This window comes from Burkholderia sp. DN3021 (assembly GCF_049805555.1).
Taxonomy (GTDB): domain Bacteria; phylum Pseudomonadota; class Gammaproteobacteria; order Burkholderiales; family Burkholderiaceae; genus Burkholderia; species Burkholderia pyrrocinia_C.
Window position 1 is genome coordinate 12,154 of the sequence record NZ_JBNCAB010000035.1, and the last position, 15,758, is coordinate 27,911.

Annotated in this window: 15 protein-coding genes; 11 read left to right on the forward strand and 4 right to left on the reverse strand. The window is 67.7% G+C overall.

The genetic code is table 11. The features are described from left to right. Nucleotides 1-130: 130 nt before the first annotated feature. The 6 genes from ACPUER_RS18480 to ACPUER_RS18505 all read left to right on the forward strand — a co-directional run bounded on the left by ACPUER_RS18480 (nt 131) and on the right by ACPUER_RS18505 (nt 6,162). Nucleotides 131-1,195 (forward strand): helix-turn-helix domain-containing protein, encoded by a 1,065-nt coding sequence (locus ACPUER_RS18480; protein WP_083534082.1) that lies wholly within the window; start codon nt 131-133, stop codon nt 1,193-1,195. After that, nucleotides 1,144-2,460 carry an Nramp family divalent metal transporter gene (locus ACPUER_RS18485; protein WP_175958623.1) on the forward strand — a complete coding sequence of 439 codons (1,317 nt, stop codon included), beginning with the start codon at nt 1,144-1,146 and terminating at the stop codon, nt 2,458-2,460. Before ACPUER_RS18480 ends, ACPUER_RS18485 begins: the two co-directional genes overlap by 52 nt. 81 nt (nt 2,461-2,541) lie before the next feature. Then, nucleotides 2,542-3,132 (forward strand): phosphatase PAP2 family protein, encoded by a 591-nt coding sequence (locus tag ACPUER_RS18490; protein ID WP_034185138.1) that lies wholly within the window; start codon nt 2,542-2,544, stop codon nt 3,130-3,132. 459 nt (nt 3,133-3,591) lie between these two features. After that, nucleotides 3,592-4,380, forward strand: a complete 789-nt coding sequence (locus ACPUER_RS18495) for an SDR family oxidoreductase (protein ID WP_072439320.1) — start codon at nt 3,592-3,594, stop codon at nt 4,378-4,380. A 37-nt stretch (nt 4,381-4,417) separates the two neighbouring features. Next, nucleotides 4,418-5,434, forward strand: a complete 1,017-nt coding sequence (locus ACPUER_RS18500) for an NADP-dependent oxidoreductase (protein WP_425131824.1) — start codon at nt 4,418-4,420, stop codon at nt 5,432-5,434. A 206-nt stretch (nt 5,435-5,640) separates the two neighbouring features. Further along, nucleotides 5,641-6,162 (forward strand): thioesterase, encoded by a 522-nt coding sequence (locus tag ACPUER_RS18505; protein WP_175958626.1) that lies wholly within the window; start codon nt 5,641-5,643, stop codon nt 6,160-6,162. A gap of 66 nt (nt 6,163-6,228) precedes the next feature. Here the strand turns inward: ACPUER_RS18505 and ACPUER_RS18510 are convergent, their stop codons facing one another. From ACPUER_RS18510 to ACPUER_RS18525, 4 genes are all read right to left on the reverse strand, one after another. Then, nucleotides 6,229-7,281, reverse strand: a complete 1,053-nt coding sequence (locus tag ACPUER_RS18510) for an AI-2E family transporter (protein ID WP_175958627.1) — start codon at nt 7,279-7,281, stop codon at nt 6,229-6,231. A 235-nt stretch (nt 7,282-7,516) separates the two neighbouring features. Continuing rightward, on the reverse strand, nt 7,517-8,101 hold the full coding sequence (locus ACPUER_RS18515; protein WP_072439326.1) for a BPSL1445 family SYLF domain-containing lipoprotein: 585 nt from the start codon (nt 8,099-8,101) through the stop codon (nt 7,517-7,519). A 64-nt stretch (nt 8,102-8,165) separates the two neighbouring features. Next, nucleotides 8,166-8,552 (reverse strand): DUF883 family protein, encoded by a 387-nt coding sequence (locus ACPUER_RS18520; protein ID WP_072439328.1) that lies wholly within the window; start codon nt 8,550-8,552, stop codon nt 8,166-8,168. A 284-nt stretch (nt 8,553-8,836) separates the two neighbouring features. Further along, complete coding sequence (locus ACPUER_RS18525) at nt 8,837-10,684, reverse strand: ExeM/NucH family extracellular endonuclease (RefSeq protein ID WP_425131825.1); 1,848 nt, start codon at nt 10,682-10,684, stop codon at nt 8,837-8,839. 207 nt (nt 10,685-10,891) lie between these two features. On the opposite strand from ACPUER_RS18525, the gene ACPUER_RS18530 reads away from it, so the two are divergent. From ACPUER_RS18530 to ACPUER_RS18550, 5 genes are all read left to right on the forward strand, one after another. Then, on the forward strand, nt 10,892-11,245 hold the full coding sequence (locus ACPUER_RS18530; protein ID WP_034185206.1) for a YciI family protein: 354 nt from the start codon (nt 10,892-10,894) through the stop codon (nt 11,243-11,245). Between the two features lie 125 nt (nt 11,246-11,370). Then, the gene (locus ACPUER_RS18535; RefSeq protein WP_175958629.1) at nt 11,371-11,790 is read left to right on the forward strand and encodes a YciI family protein; all 420 of its coding nucleotides are present in this window, start codon (nt 11,371-11,373) and stop codon (nt 11,788-11,790) included. Nucleotides 11,791-11,832: 42 nt separating this feature from the next. Then, entirely contained in the window at nt 11,833-12,249 is a 417-nt protein-coding gene (locus tag ACPUER_RS18540) for a VOC family protein (protein WP_301806198.1), read from the forward strand. Next, nucleotides 12,246-13,514 carry an RNA polymerase sigma factor gene (locus tag ACPUER_RS18545; RefSeq protein WP_072439337.1) on the forward strand — a complete coding sequence of 423 codons (1,269 nt, stop codon included), beginning with the start codon at nt 12,246-12,248 and terminating at the stop codon, nt 13,512-13,514. The genes ACPUER_RS18540 and ACPUER_RS18545 overlap by 4 nt, the downstream gene beginning before the upstream one ends. 565 nt (nt 13,515-14,079) lie before the next feature. After that, on the forward strand, nt 14,080-15,732 hold the full coding sequence (locus tag ACPUER_RS18550) for a ShlB/FhaC/HecB family hemolysin secretion/activation protein (RefSeq protein ID WP_425131833.1): 1,653 nt from the start codon (nt 14,080-14,082) through the stop codon (nt 15,730-15,732). The last annotated feature ends 26 nt before the right edge of the window (nt 15,733-15,758 follow it).

Below are 15,758 nucleotides of genomic sequence, written 5' to 3' on the forward strand. Positions count from 1 at the left end.
CACGCATTCAAACCAAATATAAGCCTGACAGTTCGACGGTATTAGAAGAAGTCGAAACAAGTCGGGGGCTTGGCCAGTGAATGCAGCAGATCAGAGGTGGGTCGTTATCTATTTGAGTACGGGGTTTTCGTTGGCCCAGGCCGCGCGTCTCGGCGAGGCTTTCAACCTGGCGAATCGCCTGCATGCGCTCAGTGCGGATTACCAGTTGAAGTACGTATCCGAAAGCGGGGGACTGTTGCAGTCGTCGTCCGGCGTGAGCATCGCGGCCGATCCGCTCGGCGACGAGCACGGTCGCCGTGCGCTCGCGTTCTTTCATCTTCACGGCGACCGCGCGGCCGTCAACTGGAACGATGCGTTGCAGCGGCGCCTGACCGACATTCGCCGGCACGCGCGCTGGATTGTCGATGCGATGGACCTGCCCGGGCTCGCGGCCACGCAGCGGCCGTCGGCGGCGATCCACGTGTCGCCCGGCAAAGCCGGGCGCCGTGCCGACGCGACGGTCGAACTGCAGGCAGGCGAGACCGACGTGTTCGCGGCCGCGCTCGACATGTTCCGCGCCGATCTCGGCGACAGCGCCGCGCAGGAGATCGCCAGCAACATGCTGCGGCCAGTCGAGCAGCGCTATGCACAGTCGATGTGGGCGTTTCGTGAACTGAGCGCGAGCCCGTCGATCCGGATGTCGGCGCAGCGGCTGCGCGCGTTGAGCGTGAACCGCATATCGATCGCGAACGCCGCACAGGCCGCCGCGATGAGCGAGCGCAATTTCCTGCGGCGCTTCAAGAAGGAGATCGGCGTGACGCCGACCGCGTTCGTCCAGCATGTGCGGCTCGAGCGCGCGTGCCACATGCTGATCCATACGACGCTGCCGGCCGACAAGGTCGCGCGCCGCACGGGGTTCGGCAGCGGCGAGCGGCTCGCGAAGCTGTTTCGTCAGCGCCTGCTGATGTCGCCGACCGAATTTCGCGTCGCCGAGCGGGAAAAGATCCTTGGCCACGATGCCGCGTCGTGCGATGCGGACGACCGACCTGCAGCCGCGTTGTGCGAGGGCGGAGGGGCGAGTTGCGCCGCGTATGCCGGCGTGCAGGAGAAAACGGGACGGATACCCGTAGAATCGTCCTGTCGCGATCTCGATTCCCGGTTTACATGCCCTTCCTCCCCACTACCGCCACCGCCCCTTTCTGCCCGTCGGAAGTAAAGGGCAGCATCACGATCGACGCCGGCGCGCCGCGCTGGCAGAAGCTCAAGCGCTTTTTCGGCCCCGGCCTGCTCGTCGCGATCGGCTACATGGATCCCGGCAACTGGGCGACCGACATCCAGGCCGGCTCGCAGTTCGGCTATTCGCTGCTGTGGGTCGTCGCGTTCTCGAGCCTCGCGGCGATCTTCCTGCAGATGCTCGCGGCTCGGCTCGGCCTCGTCGCGGGCAGGGATCTCGCGCAGGCCAGCTACGATCGTTACGGCCGGTTCGGCCGCATCGTGCAGTGGGTCACCGCCGAGGTGTCGATCATCGCGTGCGACATCGCGGAAGTCCTCGGCTGCGCGCTTGCGTTCAAGCTGCTGCTCGGCGTGCCGCTCGCGTGGGGGATCGTGCTGACCGCGCTCGATACGATGATCGTGCTCGGCCTGCAGGGCAAGGGGTTCCGGCAGATCGAGGCGATCGTGCTCGGGCTGATCGCGACGATGGCGTTCTGCTTCGTCGCGCAGGTCGCGATCACGCCGCCCGACTGGCACGCGGTGGTCGGCGGGCTCGTGCCCGGCGATCCGGGCCACGACCGCAAGGACGCGATCGTGCTCGCGCTCGGCATCGTCGGCGCGACGATCATGCCGCACAACCTGTATCTGCATTCGTCGGTCGTGCAGACGCGGCATGTCGTCGGCGGCGCGCGCGGCGTGGTCCGCGACACGCTCGCGCTGGTGCGCATCGATACCTGCGTGTCGCTGTTCGTCGCGATGCTCGTCAATGCGGCGATCCTGATCGTTGCGGGCGCGGCATTCCATGCGACGGGCCAGCACAACGTGACCGACATCGAGCAGGCCTACAAGCTGATTACGCCGATCGCGGGCGGCGCTGCCGCACTGCTGTTCGGCATCGCGCTGCTCGCGTCGGGGCAAAGCTCGACGCTGACCGGCACGATCGCCGGCCAGGTGATCATGGACGGCTTCCTGCATACGAAGATCCCGTGCTACCAGCGCCGGCTGATCACGCGCGGGCTCGCGCTCGTGCCGGCGCTGATCGGCGTGCTGTGGCTCGGCGACGGGTCGGTCGGGCAACTGCTCGTCTGGAGCCAGGTGCTGCTGAGCTTGCAACTGCCGTTCGCGATGTGGCCGCTGATCCGGTCGGTCAGCGATCGCAACGTGATGGGCGAGCACACGATCGGCCGCGGGATGCAGGCCGCCGCGTGGGCGCTGTTCGTCGTCATCACCGGCACGAACCTGCTGCTGATCACCGGTGTCGCGGGCTGATACAGCCTGTCACAGGCTGACACAGACGCGCTGCGCGCATGCGGTAAACTGCGGCCTTTCGATCGTCGTCCGAAGTCCGTTATGTGGAGTGAAATCAGCAACATCGGCGATGCCGCGCTGACCTTGCCGATCGCGCTGACCTGCGCGGCGTGGCTGGCGTTGACCGACTGGCGCGTCGCCGTGCGCTGGGTCGTGTTGCTGGCCGCCGGCATGGGCCTCGTCGGCGCAACCAAGATCCTGTATGCCGGGTGCGGCATCGAGATTCCCCAATTCGATTTTCGCGTGATCAGCGGCCATACGATGCTGTCGACGTCGGTGTGGACGGTCGCGCTGTCGATGCTGTGGCAGGCGTTCCGGCCGGGCAAGGCGCCCGGCATCGCGGCCGGGCTGGCCGTCGGCGCGGTTACGGCCGTCGCACGCGTGTTTGATCACTCGCACACGATTCCGGAAGTCGTCGTCGGCTGGATGCTCGGCGCGCTGGTCGCGCTGATGTTCCTGCGCGGCTACGACGGCGCGCGGCAGCGCGCGTTCTCGCCGCGCATCGCGGCCGTCTGCCTGCTGCTCGTGTCGGGCATCGCTTACGGGAACCGTGCGCCGTTCCAGCAGATGATCGATACGCATTCGCCGCAACTCTGCGCGTTCGTGCGCGCGCCGTCGGGCGACGGATTCTGACGGTTGCCGGTTGCGGCGGCCCGGTGTTTCGGTGTTCCGGTGCCGCCAGGTTGCCGCCGGCGATCGCCCGGTGATTGCGCGATTCCTCTTCCCGATCGTTCCCTGTCTGTCGCGGTACGCATCGTCCGTCATTCCCGGAATCAACGAACCGGCCGGTCCACGGGATCGGCCGTGCCGCTTTGCGCATTGGCGCAGCCGCACGACGGTCATGAGCGGAATCTATGACCGGGCATAACGATTATTCATTTCATCGATTGGCGTCATTCGCGTACGCTGGCTGTCGTTCGACCGCGGCCGGCTGCCCGGCGCGCGTCACGCTCGTCTCGATATACTCGCGGAAACCGTGCGGCATCTTATGAAGCCGACGCGCCGTCGACCGGCATGCGTCGGCCGCGACACGCACGGAAAACCCGTCGCGGCAGCATGCCGCGACGACGATTCACGACAGGAGCAGCTCACATGACAGTCGTTTCTTCGCGCCTCGCCGGCAAGTGCGCATACATCACGGGCGCCGCGGGCGGCCTCGGCCGCGCGATTGCGCGCCGGATGGTCGAGCAGGGCGCGCGCGTGTTCTTGACCGACATCGCCGAAGCGGCGGTGCTCGACGCGTTCGCGCAGGAACTCAACGCGGGCCACGCGACGCCGGTCGCGTTCGCCGCGACGCAGGACGTGCGCGACGAAGCGCGCTGGCAGGCGCTGCTCGCGCAGGCGAACGATGCGATGGGCGGGCTGTCGGTGCTCGTCAACAATGCGGGCGTCGGCTCGATCGGCTCGCCCGCGCAAATCGAACTGGACGAATGGCGGCGCGTGATGGCGATCAACGTCGAGAGCATCGTGCTCGGCTGCAAGCATGCGCTGTCGTACCTGGGCGCGAGCCATCCCGCATCGATCATCAACATCTCGTCGGTCGCCGCGTTCAAGGTCGAGCCGGATTTCACCGCGTACAACGCGTCGAAGGCGGCGGTCGCGTCGCTGACGAAATCGGTCGCGATCGATTGCGCACGCCGCGAACTCGACGTGCGCTGCAACTCGATTCACCCGGCGTTCATCCGCACGGGGATCGTCGAGCCGCTGTTCCAGACGCTCGGCGAACGCGATGCGACGCGCAAGCTCGCGCGCGGCATTCCGCTGCGCCGGCTCGGCGAGCCGGACGACGTCGCGCATGCGGCCGTGTATCTCGCATCCGACGAAAGCCGCTTCGTGACGGCCGCCGAACTCGTGATCGACGGCGGCATGTGCGCGGTCTGATGCGCATCCCGCATAACAACCACCGGAGGAGAACATCGTGTCGACACCCGCGAATCGCCAACTGCTGCTGAAGACGCGCCCGGAAGGGCGGGTCGGCCGCGAACACTTCTCGCTCGTCGAGACGCCGGTGCCGGCGCTCGCGGACGGCGAGGTGCTCGTGCGCGTGCTGTACCTGTCGATGGACCCGACCAACCGCGTGTGGATGAGCGACGTGCCGCAGTACCTGCCGCCCGTCGCGATCGGCGAGGTGATGCGCGCGCTCGGCATCGGGCGCGTGGTCGCGTCGCGCCATGCCGGTTTCGCGGAAGGCGATCTCGTGCAGGGGCTCGTCGGCTGGCAGGACTATGCGGCCGTGCCGGCCGACCAGGCCGCGCAGCTCGTGAAGCTGCCCGCGCAGTCGGGCCTGCCGCTGCCGACGCTGCTCGGCGCGTGCGGGATGAGCGGGCTGACCGCGTATTACGGGCTGACCGACATCGCGCCGGTGCAGCCCGGCGAGACGCTCGTCGTGTCGGCGGCGGCCGGGTCGGTCGGCTCGATCGCCGGGCAGATCGGCAAGATCCACGGCGCGCGCGTGGTCGGCATCGCGGGCGGCGCCGACAAGTGCCGCTACCTGACCGAGACGCTCGGCTTCGACGCGGCCGTCGACTACAAGGCCGGCGATTTCCGTCAGCAACTGAAGGCGGCGACGCCGGACGGCGTGCACGTGAACTTCGAGAACGTCGGCGGCGAGGTGATGCGCGCGGTGTTGTCGCGGATGGTGATCGGCGGGCGCGTCGCGCTGTGCGGCGTGATCTCGAACTACAACAGCGGCCGCGCGGCCGACGACGTCGGCGTGCTGATCTCGAAGCGGCTGACGATGCGCGGCTTCCTGATCCTCGACTACCGCAAGAGCCGCGAAGCCGTGCAGACGCTCGCGGGCTGGCTGCGCGACGGCCGGCTCAAGGCCGAGGAAACGGTTGCCGACGGTCTCGAAAACGCGCCCGACGTGCTGAATCGCCTGTTCGACGGCGACCATCGAGGCAAGCTCGTGCTGCGTGTCGATTCGGACGCGTGACGGCTTGCGGCGCGGCGCGCGATATCGGCCGCGCGTTGCCGTCAGGTGTTGTCGAGCGCGATGAGTTCGATCAAACGGCTCTCAGTTTCGGACTTGTCCCATATATTGTCCCGGCCTCTCTCCCTAAAGTGATCGCCAGTGAACAGGCGGCGTGACCGACGCGTCACGCCGCCTTTTTTCTGGTCACGCGGCAGAGGAGAGGGAACATGCGGAACAACGCGAAGCGGGTGGCATCGGCAGCGGCAGCGATGCGCAATCGAACGGTGCGGTGCGTCGGCGCCGTGCGGATGATGGCGATCGGGCTGGGCGTCGTGCTGGCGATGTCGAATGCGGCGGCGGCGGGGCAGGCCGCGTCGGACGGCATCGTGCGGTTTACCGGCGCGCTCGTCGATCTCTACGACGTGACGTTCGACGCGCCGTCGGGCGCGATTGTCGAAGGACGGGAGGCGGCGGGCAGCGGGGCCGCGGCGACGCTCCGGTTCGATGCGCATGGCCGGCGTTTGCCGGGTGCTCATGTGGCACTGGTCGGGCCCGACGGTGCGCCGTTCGCGCTGGATGCCGATTCCGGCGTGCGCGCAACGTGGCGCGATGCGCGCGACGATCGAAGCGTGCCGCTGGTGTCGGGCCGCGTTCATCGTGTGGGCCCGTATGGCGGCGTGATGACCGTCGCGGCGGATGAAGCGACGGGCGCCGTGGCGCCCGTCGTGATCAGGATTCGCCATCCGTGACGGAGGGCTTGTGCGTGCGGATGGAGCGGTGGCGGCCGGGCGTATGGCACGCGGCCACGCGCCGCGTCATTCGCCCTGTTCGGCGCGCGCGTAGATGTCCCAGCTCGCCATGAACAGCGCGGCGACGAGCGGCCCGATCACGAAGCCGTTGATGCCGAACAGCGCCATCCCGCCGAGCGTCGAGATCAGCACGACCCAGTCGGGCATCTTCGTGTCCTTGCCGACGAGGATCGGGCGCAGCAGGTTGTCGACGAGACCGATCACGCCGACGCAGAATGCGACGAGGATCACGCATTTCCAGATCTCGCCGATCGCCAGGAAGTAGAGCGCGGCCGGTATCCACACGAGGCTCGCGCCGATCGCGGGCAGCAGCGACAGGAACGCCATCAGCGCGCCCCACAGCACGACGCCCTGGATGCCGAGGATCCAGAAGATCAGCCCGCCGAGTGCGCCCTGCACGAGCGCGACCGCGACGTTGCCTTTCACGGTCGCGCGCACGACCGTCGTGAACTTCGCGAGCAGCAGGTTCTTGTGCTCCTCGTCGAGCGGTAGCGCGCGGCGCACGCGGCGGCCGATCTCGCCGCCGTCACGCAGCAGGAAGAACACCATGTACAGCATCACGCCGAAGCTGACGATGAACTGGAACGTGTTCTGGCCGATGCTGAATGCCTGGGCCGCGGCGAACTGGCTGATCTGCGCGGCGCCGTCGGTCAGCTTTTTCTGAATGCCGGGGATGTTGGTCAGCCCGTATTTCGCGAGCAGGCGCTGGATCGAGGTCGGCAGCGCGTGGATGATCTCCTGGAAGTACTGCGAATAGTTCGGCTGCGCGGTCTTGATTTCCTGATAGACGTAGGCGATTTCCTGTACGAGCGTGCCGGCGACGAATACGAGCGGCAGGATCACGATCAGGATGATCAGCGTCATCGTCACGAGCGCGGCCAGGTTGCGCCGCTTGCCGAAGCGCGCGGCGAGCCAGCGCTGCACCGGCTGGAACAGGATCGCGAGAATGGTGCCCCAGAACACGGCCCCGGAGAACGGCGCGAGAATCCCGCACATGCCGACGGTGACCGCGAACAGCAGGAAATAGAAGAATTTTTGGTGATCGTGTCCGCTATCCATGGGTGGCATTCGCGCAGATTGATGCTTGGTTTGATTGAATCTCGTTGCCCCGGGCGCGATCGGCTCGCGAACGTCACGGGTTCGCTGCGGAACACGCGGCGGGGCGGCCCATCGGGAGTATGCCCGCAAAGGTGCCGCCATCATAACCGCTGCGCGCGACCCATGCGAAAACGCCGCGGCCGGGGCCGCGGCGCTGCCGGGAAGCGAACGCGGCGCAAGGCCGCGTGCGGTACCGTCAGATATTGAGCTTCGTGACCTTGGTGCCGTTCACCGACAGGTCGCCCATCAGGCCTGCGTTGGTCAGGACCAGCACCTCGACAGGCGCGGTGGCCGTGGTGGTGTCGACCGCGCCGTTCGCGCCGACCTTCACGACCGCGACCGATGCGTCGGCGCCGGCAGCCCAGCCGTCCGACTTGCGGAACGAGTCAAGCGCATCCTGCGTCATGAACAGGAACACGATCGCCTTCGACTGCGCGCCGGCCTGCAGGCCGACCGACAGCGACGACGTGTTGTAGTAGCCGACGGTGCTGCCGCCGACGCGCAGCGCGCCGTTGCCGGACTGGCCGCCGATGATGAGACCGGCTTGCAGCACGTTCGGGAACACGAGTACGCCGCGCGATTTCGCGACGAGTTCACGCGAACCCGGCACCGTCGAATAGAGGCGCGACAGCGTCGCGTTTACGCTCGCGTCGATCGACTGGCGCTTCGACGCGCTGGCCGATGCGGTTTCGGGTTTGTCGGGCGTGGTCGTGCAGCCGGCGAGTGCAAGGCTGCCGAGCATCACGGCGGCGGCGGCTTTCATGGCGAGGGACTTCTGCATGGCGGTTCTCCTTCGTTGTCTGATTGAGGACGGACGGTGCGGGCAGCGGTGCGGGCAGCCCCGTTCAACGGCGGGCAAGGAGCAGGCCCGCAACGAACGCGAGGCCCGCGACGACGCCGGCGGTCTGCCACGGGTTGTCGTGCACGACCTGCGACACGCGTTCGGCCGAATCGCGCAGCCGGGCGGCCGCGCTGCCCGACGCGTAGTCGAGCGCGCTGCGCGCTTCGTCGAGCCTCGACTGCACGCGCTTGCGCAGCGCGGCGATATCGCCGTCGCCATCGTTTTTCAACAGGTCTTCGAGTTCGTCGACCAGCCCGCGCAGATCGTCGGTCACGTCGGCATGCAGATCGCGGGCGGCGGAGCGCGTCGTGCGTCCCACGCGCCGGCCGGTGCGACGGATGTCGGCCAGGCCGCGGTCCAGTTTGTGTTCGATCGAGTCGGTGAGCGCCATGGTGTTTATCCTCCTTCGATTCCAGGCCAATTTGAAGATAAGACGAATCCCAGCAATTGATGTGATTCACTTGCCCCAATTGAGTTTCGAGACAAATTTTCAATTCGTTGGCAGGATCGCCGCGAAGCCCCGTCGCGCGGGGCGGGGCGACGGTTGAAAAAATTTCGCAATCGGGCGAATCGGCGTGTGGAGCAGCGGTACGAAGCGAATGTCCGGTAAATATGGCGTCGCCAGGGGCGTCAGGTAAATAGTGCCGTTGCAGGCCTTGTGTTGATGCAAATGCACTAGTCCACGCTGTGTCGGGGAGCACGGTTCGTGCCCGAGGCCGGCACGGCGCCGCTGTCGCCAAGCGCGACATCGATGATGACGGGATCGTGGTCCGACGAGCGGTATGCGTCGGGTGCGTAATAAGACGACCGGTGCACACGCGTTTTGTAATCGGGCACGGGTTGCAGGGCGACCGGTTCGTCGGCGTTGATGTGCCATATGTGCACGGCCTTCACGCGTGCGGCGAGTGTCGACGTGGCCAGCGCGTGGTCGAGGTAACCGGCTTCGCCGCGAAATACGTAGCTGTACGCAGCATCGCCGACGAAGCGGGCAACCAGGTTCGCATAGCCGCGCGATTCGAGCGCGCGGACCGGATCTTCCTTCGCATAGCTGTTCAGGTCGCCGATCAGCAGCACGCCGTCGGCCGCGGCGCCCGTCGGCGAAGCGGCGAGCCAGTCGGCGATGCGCGTGGCCGCTCGCGTGCGCGCCGCATTCCAGCAGCCCTGGCCGTCGGACTGGTCGAGGTCGGCGCCGGTCGCGTTCGGGCAGTTCTTCGACTTCAGGTGATTGACCGCGACAGTGAACGCGCGCGTGCCGCCGATGCGCCGGAAGGTCTGCGCAAGCGGCGGGCGGTGCCGGCCGCCGAGCGCGACGGTCGCGGCGCGCCCGACCGGCTCGACCGTGCGACTGTCGTACAGCAGCGCGACCGCGATCACGTCGCGGCCGAGCCGTGCGGTGCCGGGGGCGACAGCGCGCCAGCCGTCGCCAAGTTGCGCAGCGAGACGCCGCACCGCGCTCGCGTCGCCGTGGCCGTTGTTCGCGATTTCCATCAGACCGATCACGTCGGCGCGCAGCGCGCGCAACGCCGCGACGATCTTCGCCTCCTGCCGCACGAAGACGGCGTGCGTTTTTGCGCCACGGTTGGCCGGCGCGTCGAATCCGCCGCCATGGCCGTCGCCGTTGAAATAGTTGAATACGTTGAACGACGCGATGCGTACGTCTGCAGCGGGGTGCCGGTCCGGCGCATCGGTACGCGGATTCGCGGCGGCGTCGAACACGGGCGCCGCGCCGGCTGTCGGTTGCAGCCGCCACGTGCCGTAGCGCAGTTCGAGCACGCCTTCGACGCCGCGCACCGTGTAGCCTGCGCGCAGCGTATTGGCGGCGCTCAGCGCGGGCGGCGGATAGCGGACGGTCGCGGGATCGCGGCGGCTCGAGCCGTCGTCGAGCACGATGCGGTTGCGCGCGTTGGCCGCCGCGAGCGCGGCGGCTTCGGCCGGCGGCGCGACGTGGGTCGGGATGCGCAGCCGGCCGTTGCTGAGCACGACGCTGCCGTAGCGGCCGAGTTCGTTGGTATCGCTGACCGTCAGCGTTTGCGGCAGGCGCACCCGCATGCCTTCATGCGCGGCCAGTACGGCCGACGTGGCGAACGGCAGCGTGAGCGTCGCAGGCGTGACCGTCTGCCCGCGTGCGCAGACGGCGATGCCGCCCGACAGCACGAACTGCGTGCGGCCGTATTTGTCGTCGATCTTGCCCGTGAGATGCACGAGATCGCCGGCGATCGCGTGCGCGTTCGGTGCGTACACGAACAGGCCTTCCGGGATGCCCGGCCGGTGCCGCCGCTGCGCGTCGGCCTGCTGGACGAAGAAGCCGCCGAAGCCGTCGGCGCCGCCGAACGCCGCGGTGACGACGGCTTCGATCGAGGTCGTTTGCCCGGCCAGCGGCGACGGGCCGCCAGCGCTGCGGAGGTCGGCAATCGCCGAGGTCGCGCCGCCGCAGCCGGCGCTGACCGGTAGCGCGGCGGGGGCAGGCCGGACGGAGAGGGCGAGCGATAGCGCGACGGCAAGCGGCGGAAGCAAGCGTGACATGGGACGGTCCACTGGAAGAAAATCCGACAGTTCGGGAGCGCATCTTGACGGCAAAATGCCAGGAAGCGGCCGAATTGGCCGTCCGGCCAGTGCCGGTTGGCTAACGATGCAGGCAGACCCTGCCGCGGCTGTTACGCTTTCGCATCGGGTGTCGCACGCCGATCGCGCAGCGAACGCCGCCGCACCCCGTCCCTATAGGAGAAGTCCATGTCTTACATGCTGTTGATCGTCGAACCGACCGACCAGCGCGCGGAACGCACGCTCGACGAAGGCCAGGCGCTTTACGCGCGGATGGTCGATTTCGCCGAGACGCTGAAGGCGCGCGGCGTGCTGCGCGGCGTCGAGTCGCTGGAGCGCTCCGAGCGCGGCACGCGCGTGCAGGTGCGCGACGGCGAGACGCGCCTGCTCGACGGCCCGTTCGCGGAGGCGAAGGAGATGGTCGGCGGCTTCTTCCTCGTCGATGTCGACACGCGCGAGGAAGCGATCGAGATCGCACGCCAGTGCCCGGCCGCGCAATGGTGCACGGTCGAGGTACGCGCGGTCGGCCCGTGCTTCCTGTGAAGGCCGTGACTCGGTATTTACCCTGATTTATCGTGGCGCGTGTCGATCCGGCCGTGTTCCGCCCGTCGTCCGGATAAGGCGCCGATGAACGGGCGTCTCCTTTCACCTACGACAAGGAGTGAACGATGCGATTCATGATCATGATCCGGGCGAACGCCGTCAGCGAATCCGACGCGTTGCCGGACAACCGGCTGGTCGAGGCCATGACCGTCTACCACGAGGAACTGGCCAATGCCGGCGTGCTGCTCGACGCGAATGGCCTGCGGCCGAGCGCGCGCGGCTGGCGCGTGCGCTATACGGGCGGCAAGGGCACGGTGGTCGACGGCCCGTTCGCGGAAACGAAGGAACTGATCGCCGGCTATACGCTGATCCAGGTGCGTTCGCGCGACGAGGCGCTCGAATGGACACGCCGATTCCCCGCGCCGTTCGGCGCCGAGATGGATTGCGAGATCGAGGTGCGGCCGCTGTTCGAGCTCGACGACCTCACGCCGAGCGACGCGGTCGAGCGGTTTCGCGAACTCCACGTCGGCCGTACCAGCGCCTGATTGACTGCCCACCTGAATCCAACCTCACCGGGAGCACCCGACATGCACAAGATGGTCTTCATCAACCTGCCCGTGGCCGACCTGCCGCGCTCGAAGGCGTTCTACCAGGCGCTCGGCTTCGAAGTCGTGCCGGCCTATACCAACGACCAGGCCGCCTGCATCAAGATCAGCGACACGATCTTCGCGATGCTGCTCGTGCGTCCGTTTTTCCAGACGTTCACCGGCAAAACCATCATCGATCCGGCAACGCAGGTGCAGGCCCTGTCGTGCCTGTCGTGCGAAAGCCGCGCCGAAGTCGACGCGATCGTCGCAAAGGCGCTGGCGGCCGGCGGGTCCGCGCCGCAAGCGCCGCGCGAGTACCCGAACATGTACGGCCACGGGTTCGACGATCCGGACGGCCATGCATGGGAACTGATGGCCATGCCGCTGGACGCGTCCGCGCAGGGGCAGGCGTCGTGACGCATGAAGCGACGCATCGTGCGATCGAGGCGGTCTGGCGGATCGAGGCGCCGAAGATCATCGCGCGCGCCGCGCGCGTGGTGCGCGACGTCGGCGTGGCCGAGGAACTGGCGCAGGACACGCTCGTCGCGGCGCTCGAGCACTGGCCCGTCGACGGCGTGCCCGACAATCCGGCCGCCTGGCTGATGACGGCCGTGAAGCGTCGCGCGCTCGACCGCGTCCGGCAGGAGTCGCTTCATGCGGCGAAGCGCGACCAGCTCGGCCACGAGATGGACGCGCTCGAAGCGCATGTCGTCCCCGACATCGCCGATGCGCTCGCCGATGCGAGCGACGACGACATCGGCGACGACCTGCTGCGGTTGATCTTCACGTCGTGCCACCCGGTGCTGTCGACCGACGCGCGCGTCGCGCTGACGCTGCGGCTGCTCGGCGGGCTGACGACGGGCGAGATCGCACGTGCGTTCCTGACGCCCGAGCCGACGATCGCGCAGCGGATCGTACGCGCGAAGCGCACGCTCGCGGCAGCGCACGTGCCGTTCGAGGTGCCGGCCGCCGATGCGCGGCCCGCGCGGCTCGCGTCGGTGCTCGAGGTGATCTACCTGGTGTTCAACGAAGGCCATGCGGCGACCGCGGGCGACGACTGGATGCGCCCCGCGTTGTGCGACGAAGCGCTGCGGCTCGGCCGCGTGCTCGCGGGGCTCGCGCCGGACGAGAGCGAAGTGCTCGGCCTCGTCGCGCTGATGGAGTTGCAGGCGTCGCGCATGCATGCGCGCACCGATGCGCAGGGCCGGCCGGTGCTGCTGCTCGACCAGGATCGCAGCCGCTGGGATCAACTGCTGATCCGGCGCGGCCTCGCGGCGCTCGAACGGGCGACGAAGCTCGGTGGCGTACGCGGGCCGTATGCGTTGCAGGCCGCGCTGGCCGCCTGCCATGCGCGTGCGCGGCACGCGTCGGAAACGGACTGGGCGCAGATCGTCGCGCTGTACGACGCGCTCGCCGAAGTCGCACCGTCGCCGGTCGTCGAGCTGAATCGCGCGGTGGCGGTGGGGATGGCGTTCGGGCCGGCGGCGGCGCTCGAACTCGTCGACGTGCTGCGCGACGATCCCGCGCTCGCGCGCTATCACTGGCTGCCGAGCGTGCGCGGCGACCTGCTGGCGAAGCTCGGGCGTGCCGACGAGGCGAAGCTCGAGTTCCGCCGCGCGGCGGAACTGACGCGCAACGAGCGCGAGCGCGAATTGCTGCTCAAGCGTGCGATGGATGCGTGAGCGGAAGCTTGCCGTCGCGTCTCAGCGGTTGGCGAACTACTTTCGAATCCGATTGATTCGGGTGCGACGACGATCGCGGCTCGCATTCCGCACCCGACAGGCAGCGTGAAATCGGCAAGGATCGGCCATTCGAACGTATTCCGTCATTCGCGCAATTCATCGCATTGCCCGGTGTGTCTTGCCATTCGGTCAAGCTCGCGCGTTGTTCCGTGACGGCGGACCGGCAACTTGCCACGCTGCGCGAGCTGGGCGCTACGCGACGAGCCGATGTGCACGAGTCGAGTCGACTTGACGGGATCGGTCAATATTTTAATGAGATAAATTAAATGTCCTATTCATTCGGTTAAAAATAATGGGACAAGTACGAATTTAATTTCAAGACGTTGTTTTGAATTGAAATCCGATAATTCGCTTCCGCATAATCCGCGCTTGATTGATGTATCGCGAGATTGGCGGAATGCGAGTGTTAAGGATAGTTAACAAAAACGACGGCGATCGAATCCGGTCCGCCGATGTACAGCGCATAGCCGCCTTCTCCCGTCGCGCGCTGTGTGCCGCGAGTCTGCTGGCGTTTGCCGTTGCGGCCGCGGCGCAGACGCCCGAGTCCGGCACGCAGCCGCTGAGTGCGCAGCGCCACCAGGCGCAACAGCTCGACGAGCTCAGGCAGCAGATGCTCGACCGGCCGGACGTGCTGTCCGCGAAGCCGCCGAGCGAAGCCGATACGCTGCATTTCCCGGCGGAAACGCCGTGTTTCGATATTCACGCGATCGAGTGGCGGGGTGCCGATGCTTTCCCGTGGCTGCGTGACGCCGTCCCGATCGAACGTGCGTGCATCGGCCGGGACGGGTTGAGCCTGCTGCGCGGATGGATCGGGCGGCGTCTCATCGCGCGCGGCTACATTACGTCGCTTGTCAGCATTCCTCCGCAAGATCTGTCGACCGGACGCCTGATCGTCGAGGTGCTGCCCGGCCGCATCGGCGCGATCGACGATGCGCGCGGCCGGATCGGCTGGACGCCGATCGTGTTTCCGCGCGGCGCGCATGCTTTGCTGAACGTGCGCGATCTCGATCAGGCACTCGAGAACGTGCGCCGCCTGCCCGGCCAGGCGGCCACCGCGTTCGATCTGGTTCCGGGCGCGTCGCTGGGCGACACCGACATCGTCGTCCGGCATCCGGACGATGCGCGCCGCATTCGCTTCGTCGCGACGGCCGACAACGGCGGGCTCGATGCGACCGGCCGCAACCAGCTCGGCGCGATCGTCTCGATCGATTCGCCGCTGCGGCTCTACGATCAACTGATCGTCACTTACAACACCGACGCCGCACTGCGCAACAAGTCGCTCGGCTCGCAGGCGAAAAGCGCCGCATGGAACGTGCCGATCGGTTATGCGTCGTTTTCGCTCGGCGTCAGCGAGTGGTCGAGCCGGCAGACGCTGGTGGCCGACCTGCCCGGCATGCTCGTGCCGCCGTTCGGCCAGCGGACCCGTCGCTACGAAGCCGGCTTCGGCTACGTGCCGTATCGCTCCGGTCACGGCAAGACCACGCTGCGCTTCAAGCTCGCCCGCCGCGAGGACCGTTCGTGGTTCGGTCCGATCGAGCTCGATGTGTTCCGTCATGACATCGTCAGCTACGAAGTGAGCGCGGCGCATCGCGAGAAGTTCGCGCGTGCAACCGTCGACGCGAGCGTCGGCATGCGCGCAAGCCTCGCCGGGCTGAGCGCGTTCCCCGGGCGCGTCAACGGGCAGACCGCATGGGACGGCCGCTATCGCGTGTATACCGCGGCGCTCGGCGCCGACGCGCCGTTCCGGATCGGCGCGCGGCCGTTCGGCTATCGCGGATTCCTCCAGTTCCAGTACGCGCCCGGCGCGTTGCCGTCGACCGAATACCTGCAGATCGGCGGCCGCTACACGGTGCGCGGCTTCGACGGCAACCAGACGCTCGCCGGCGACAGCGGCTGGTTCTGGCGCAACGAACTGGCCACACGGTGGTTCGGCGCGCACGAGGCCTATGTCGCGCTCGACGCCGGCCTGGTCACGGGCGCGGGCTCGCGCGAAGGCGCGGGCCGGGAAGGGCGCACGCTGATCGGCGCTGCGCTCGGCGTGCGCGGCGGCTACCGGATGCTCGGCTACGACGTCGCGCTCGGCATGCCGCTTCGCAAGCCCGGGGCGCTGCGAACCGCGCAACCCACGTTCGATGTGTCGCTCACGAGCCGTTTCTGATCGCGGCGGGCGAGTCCGCGCCCGCC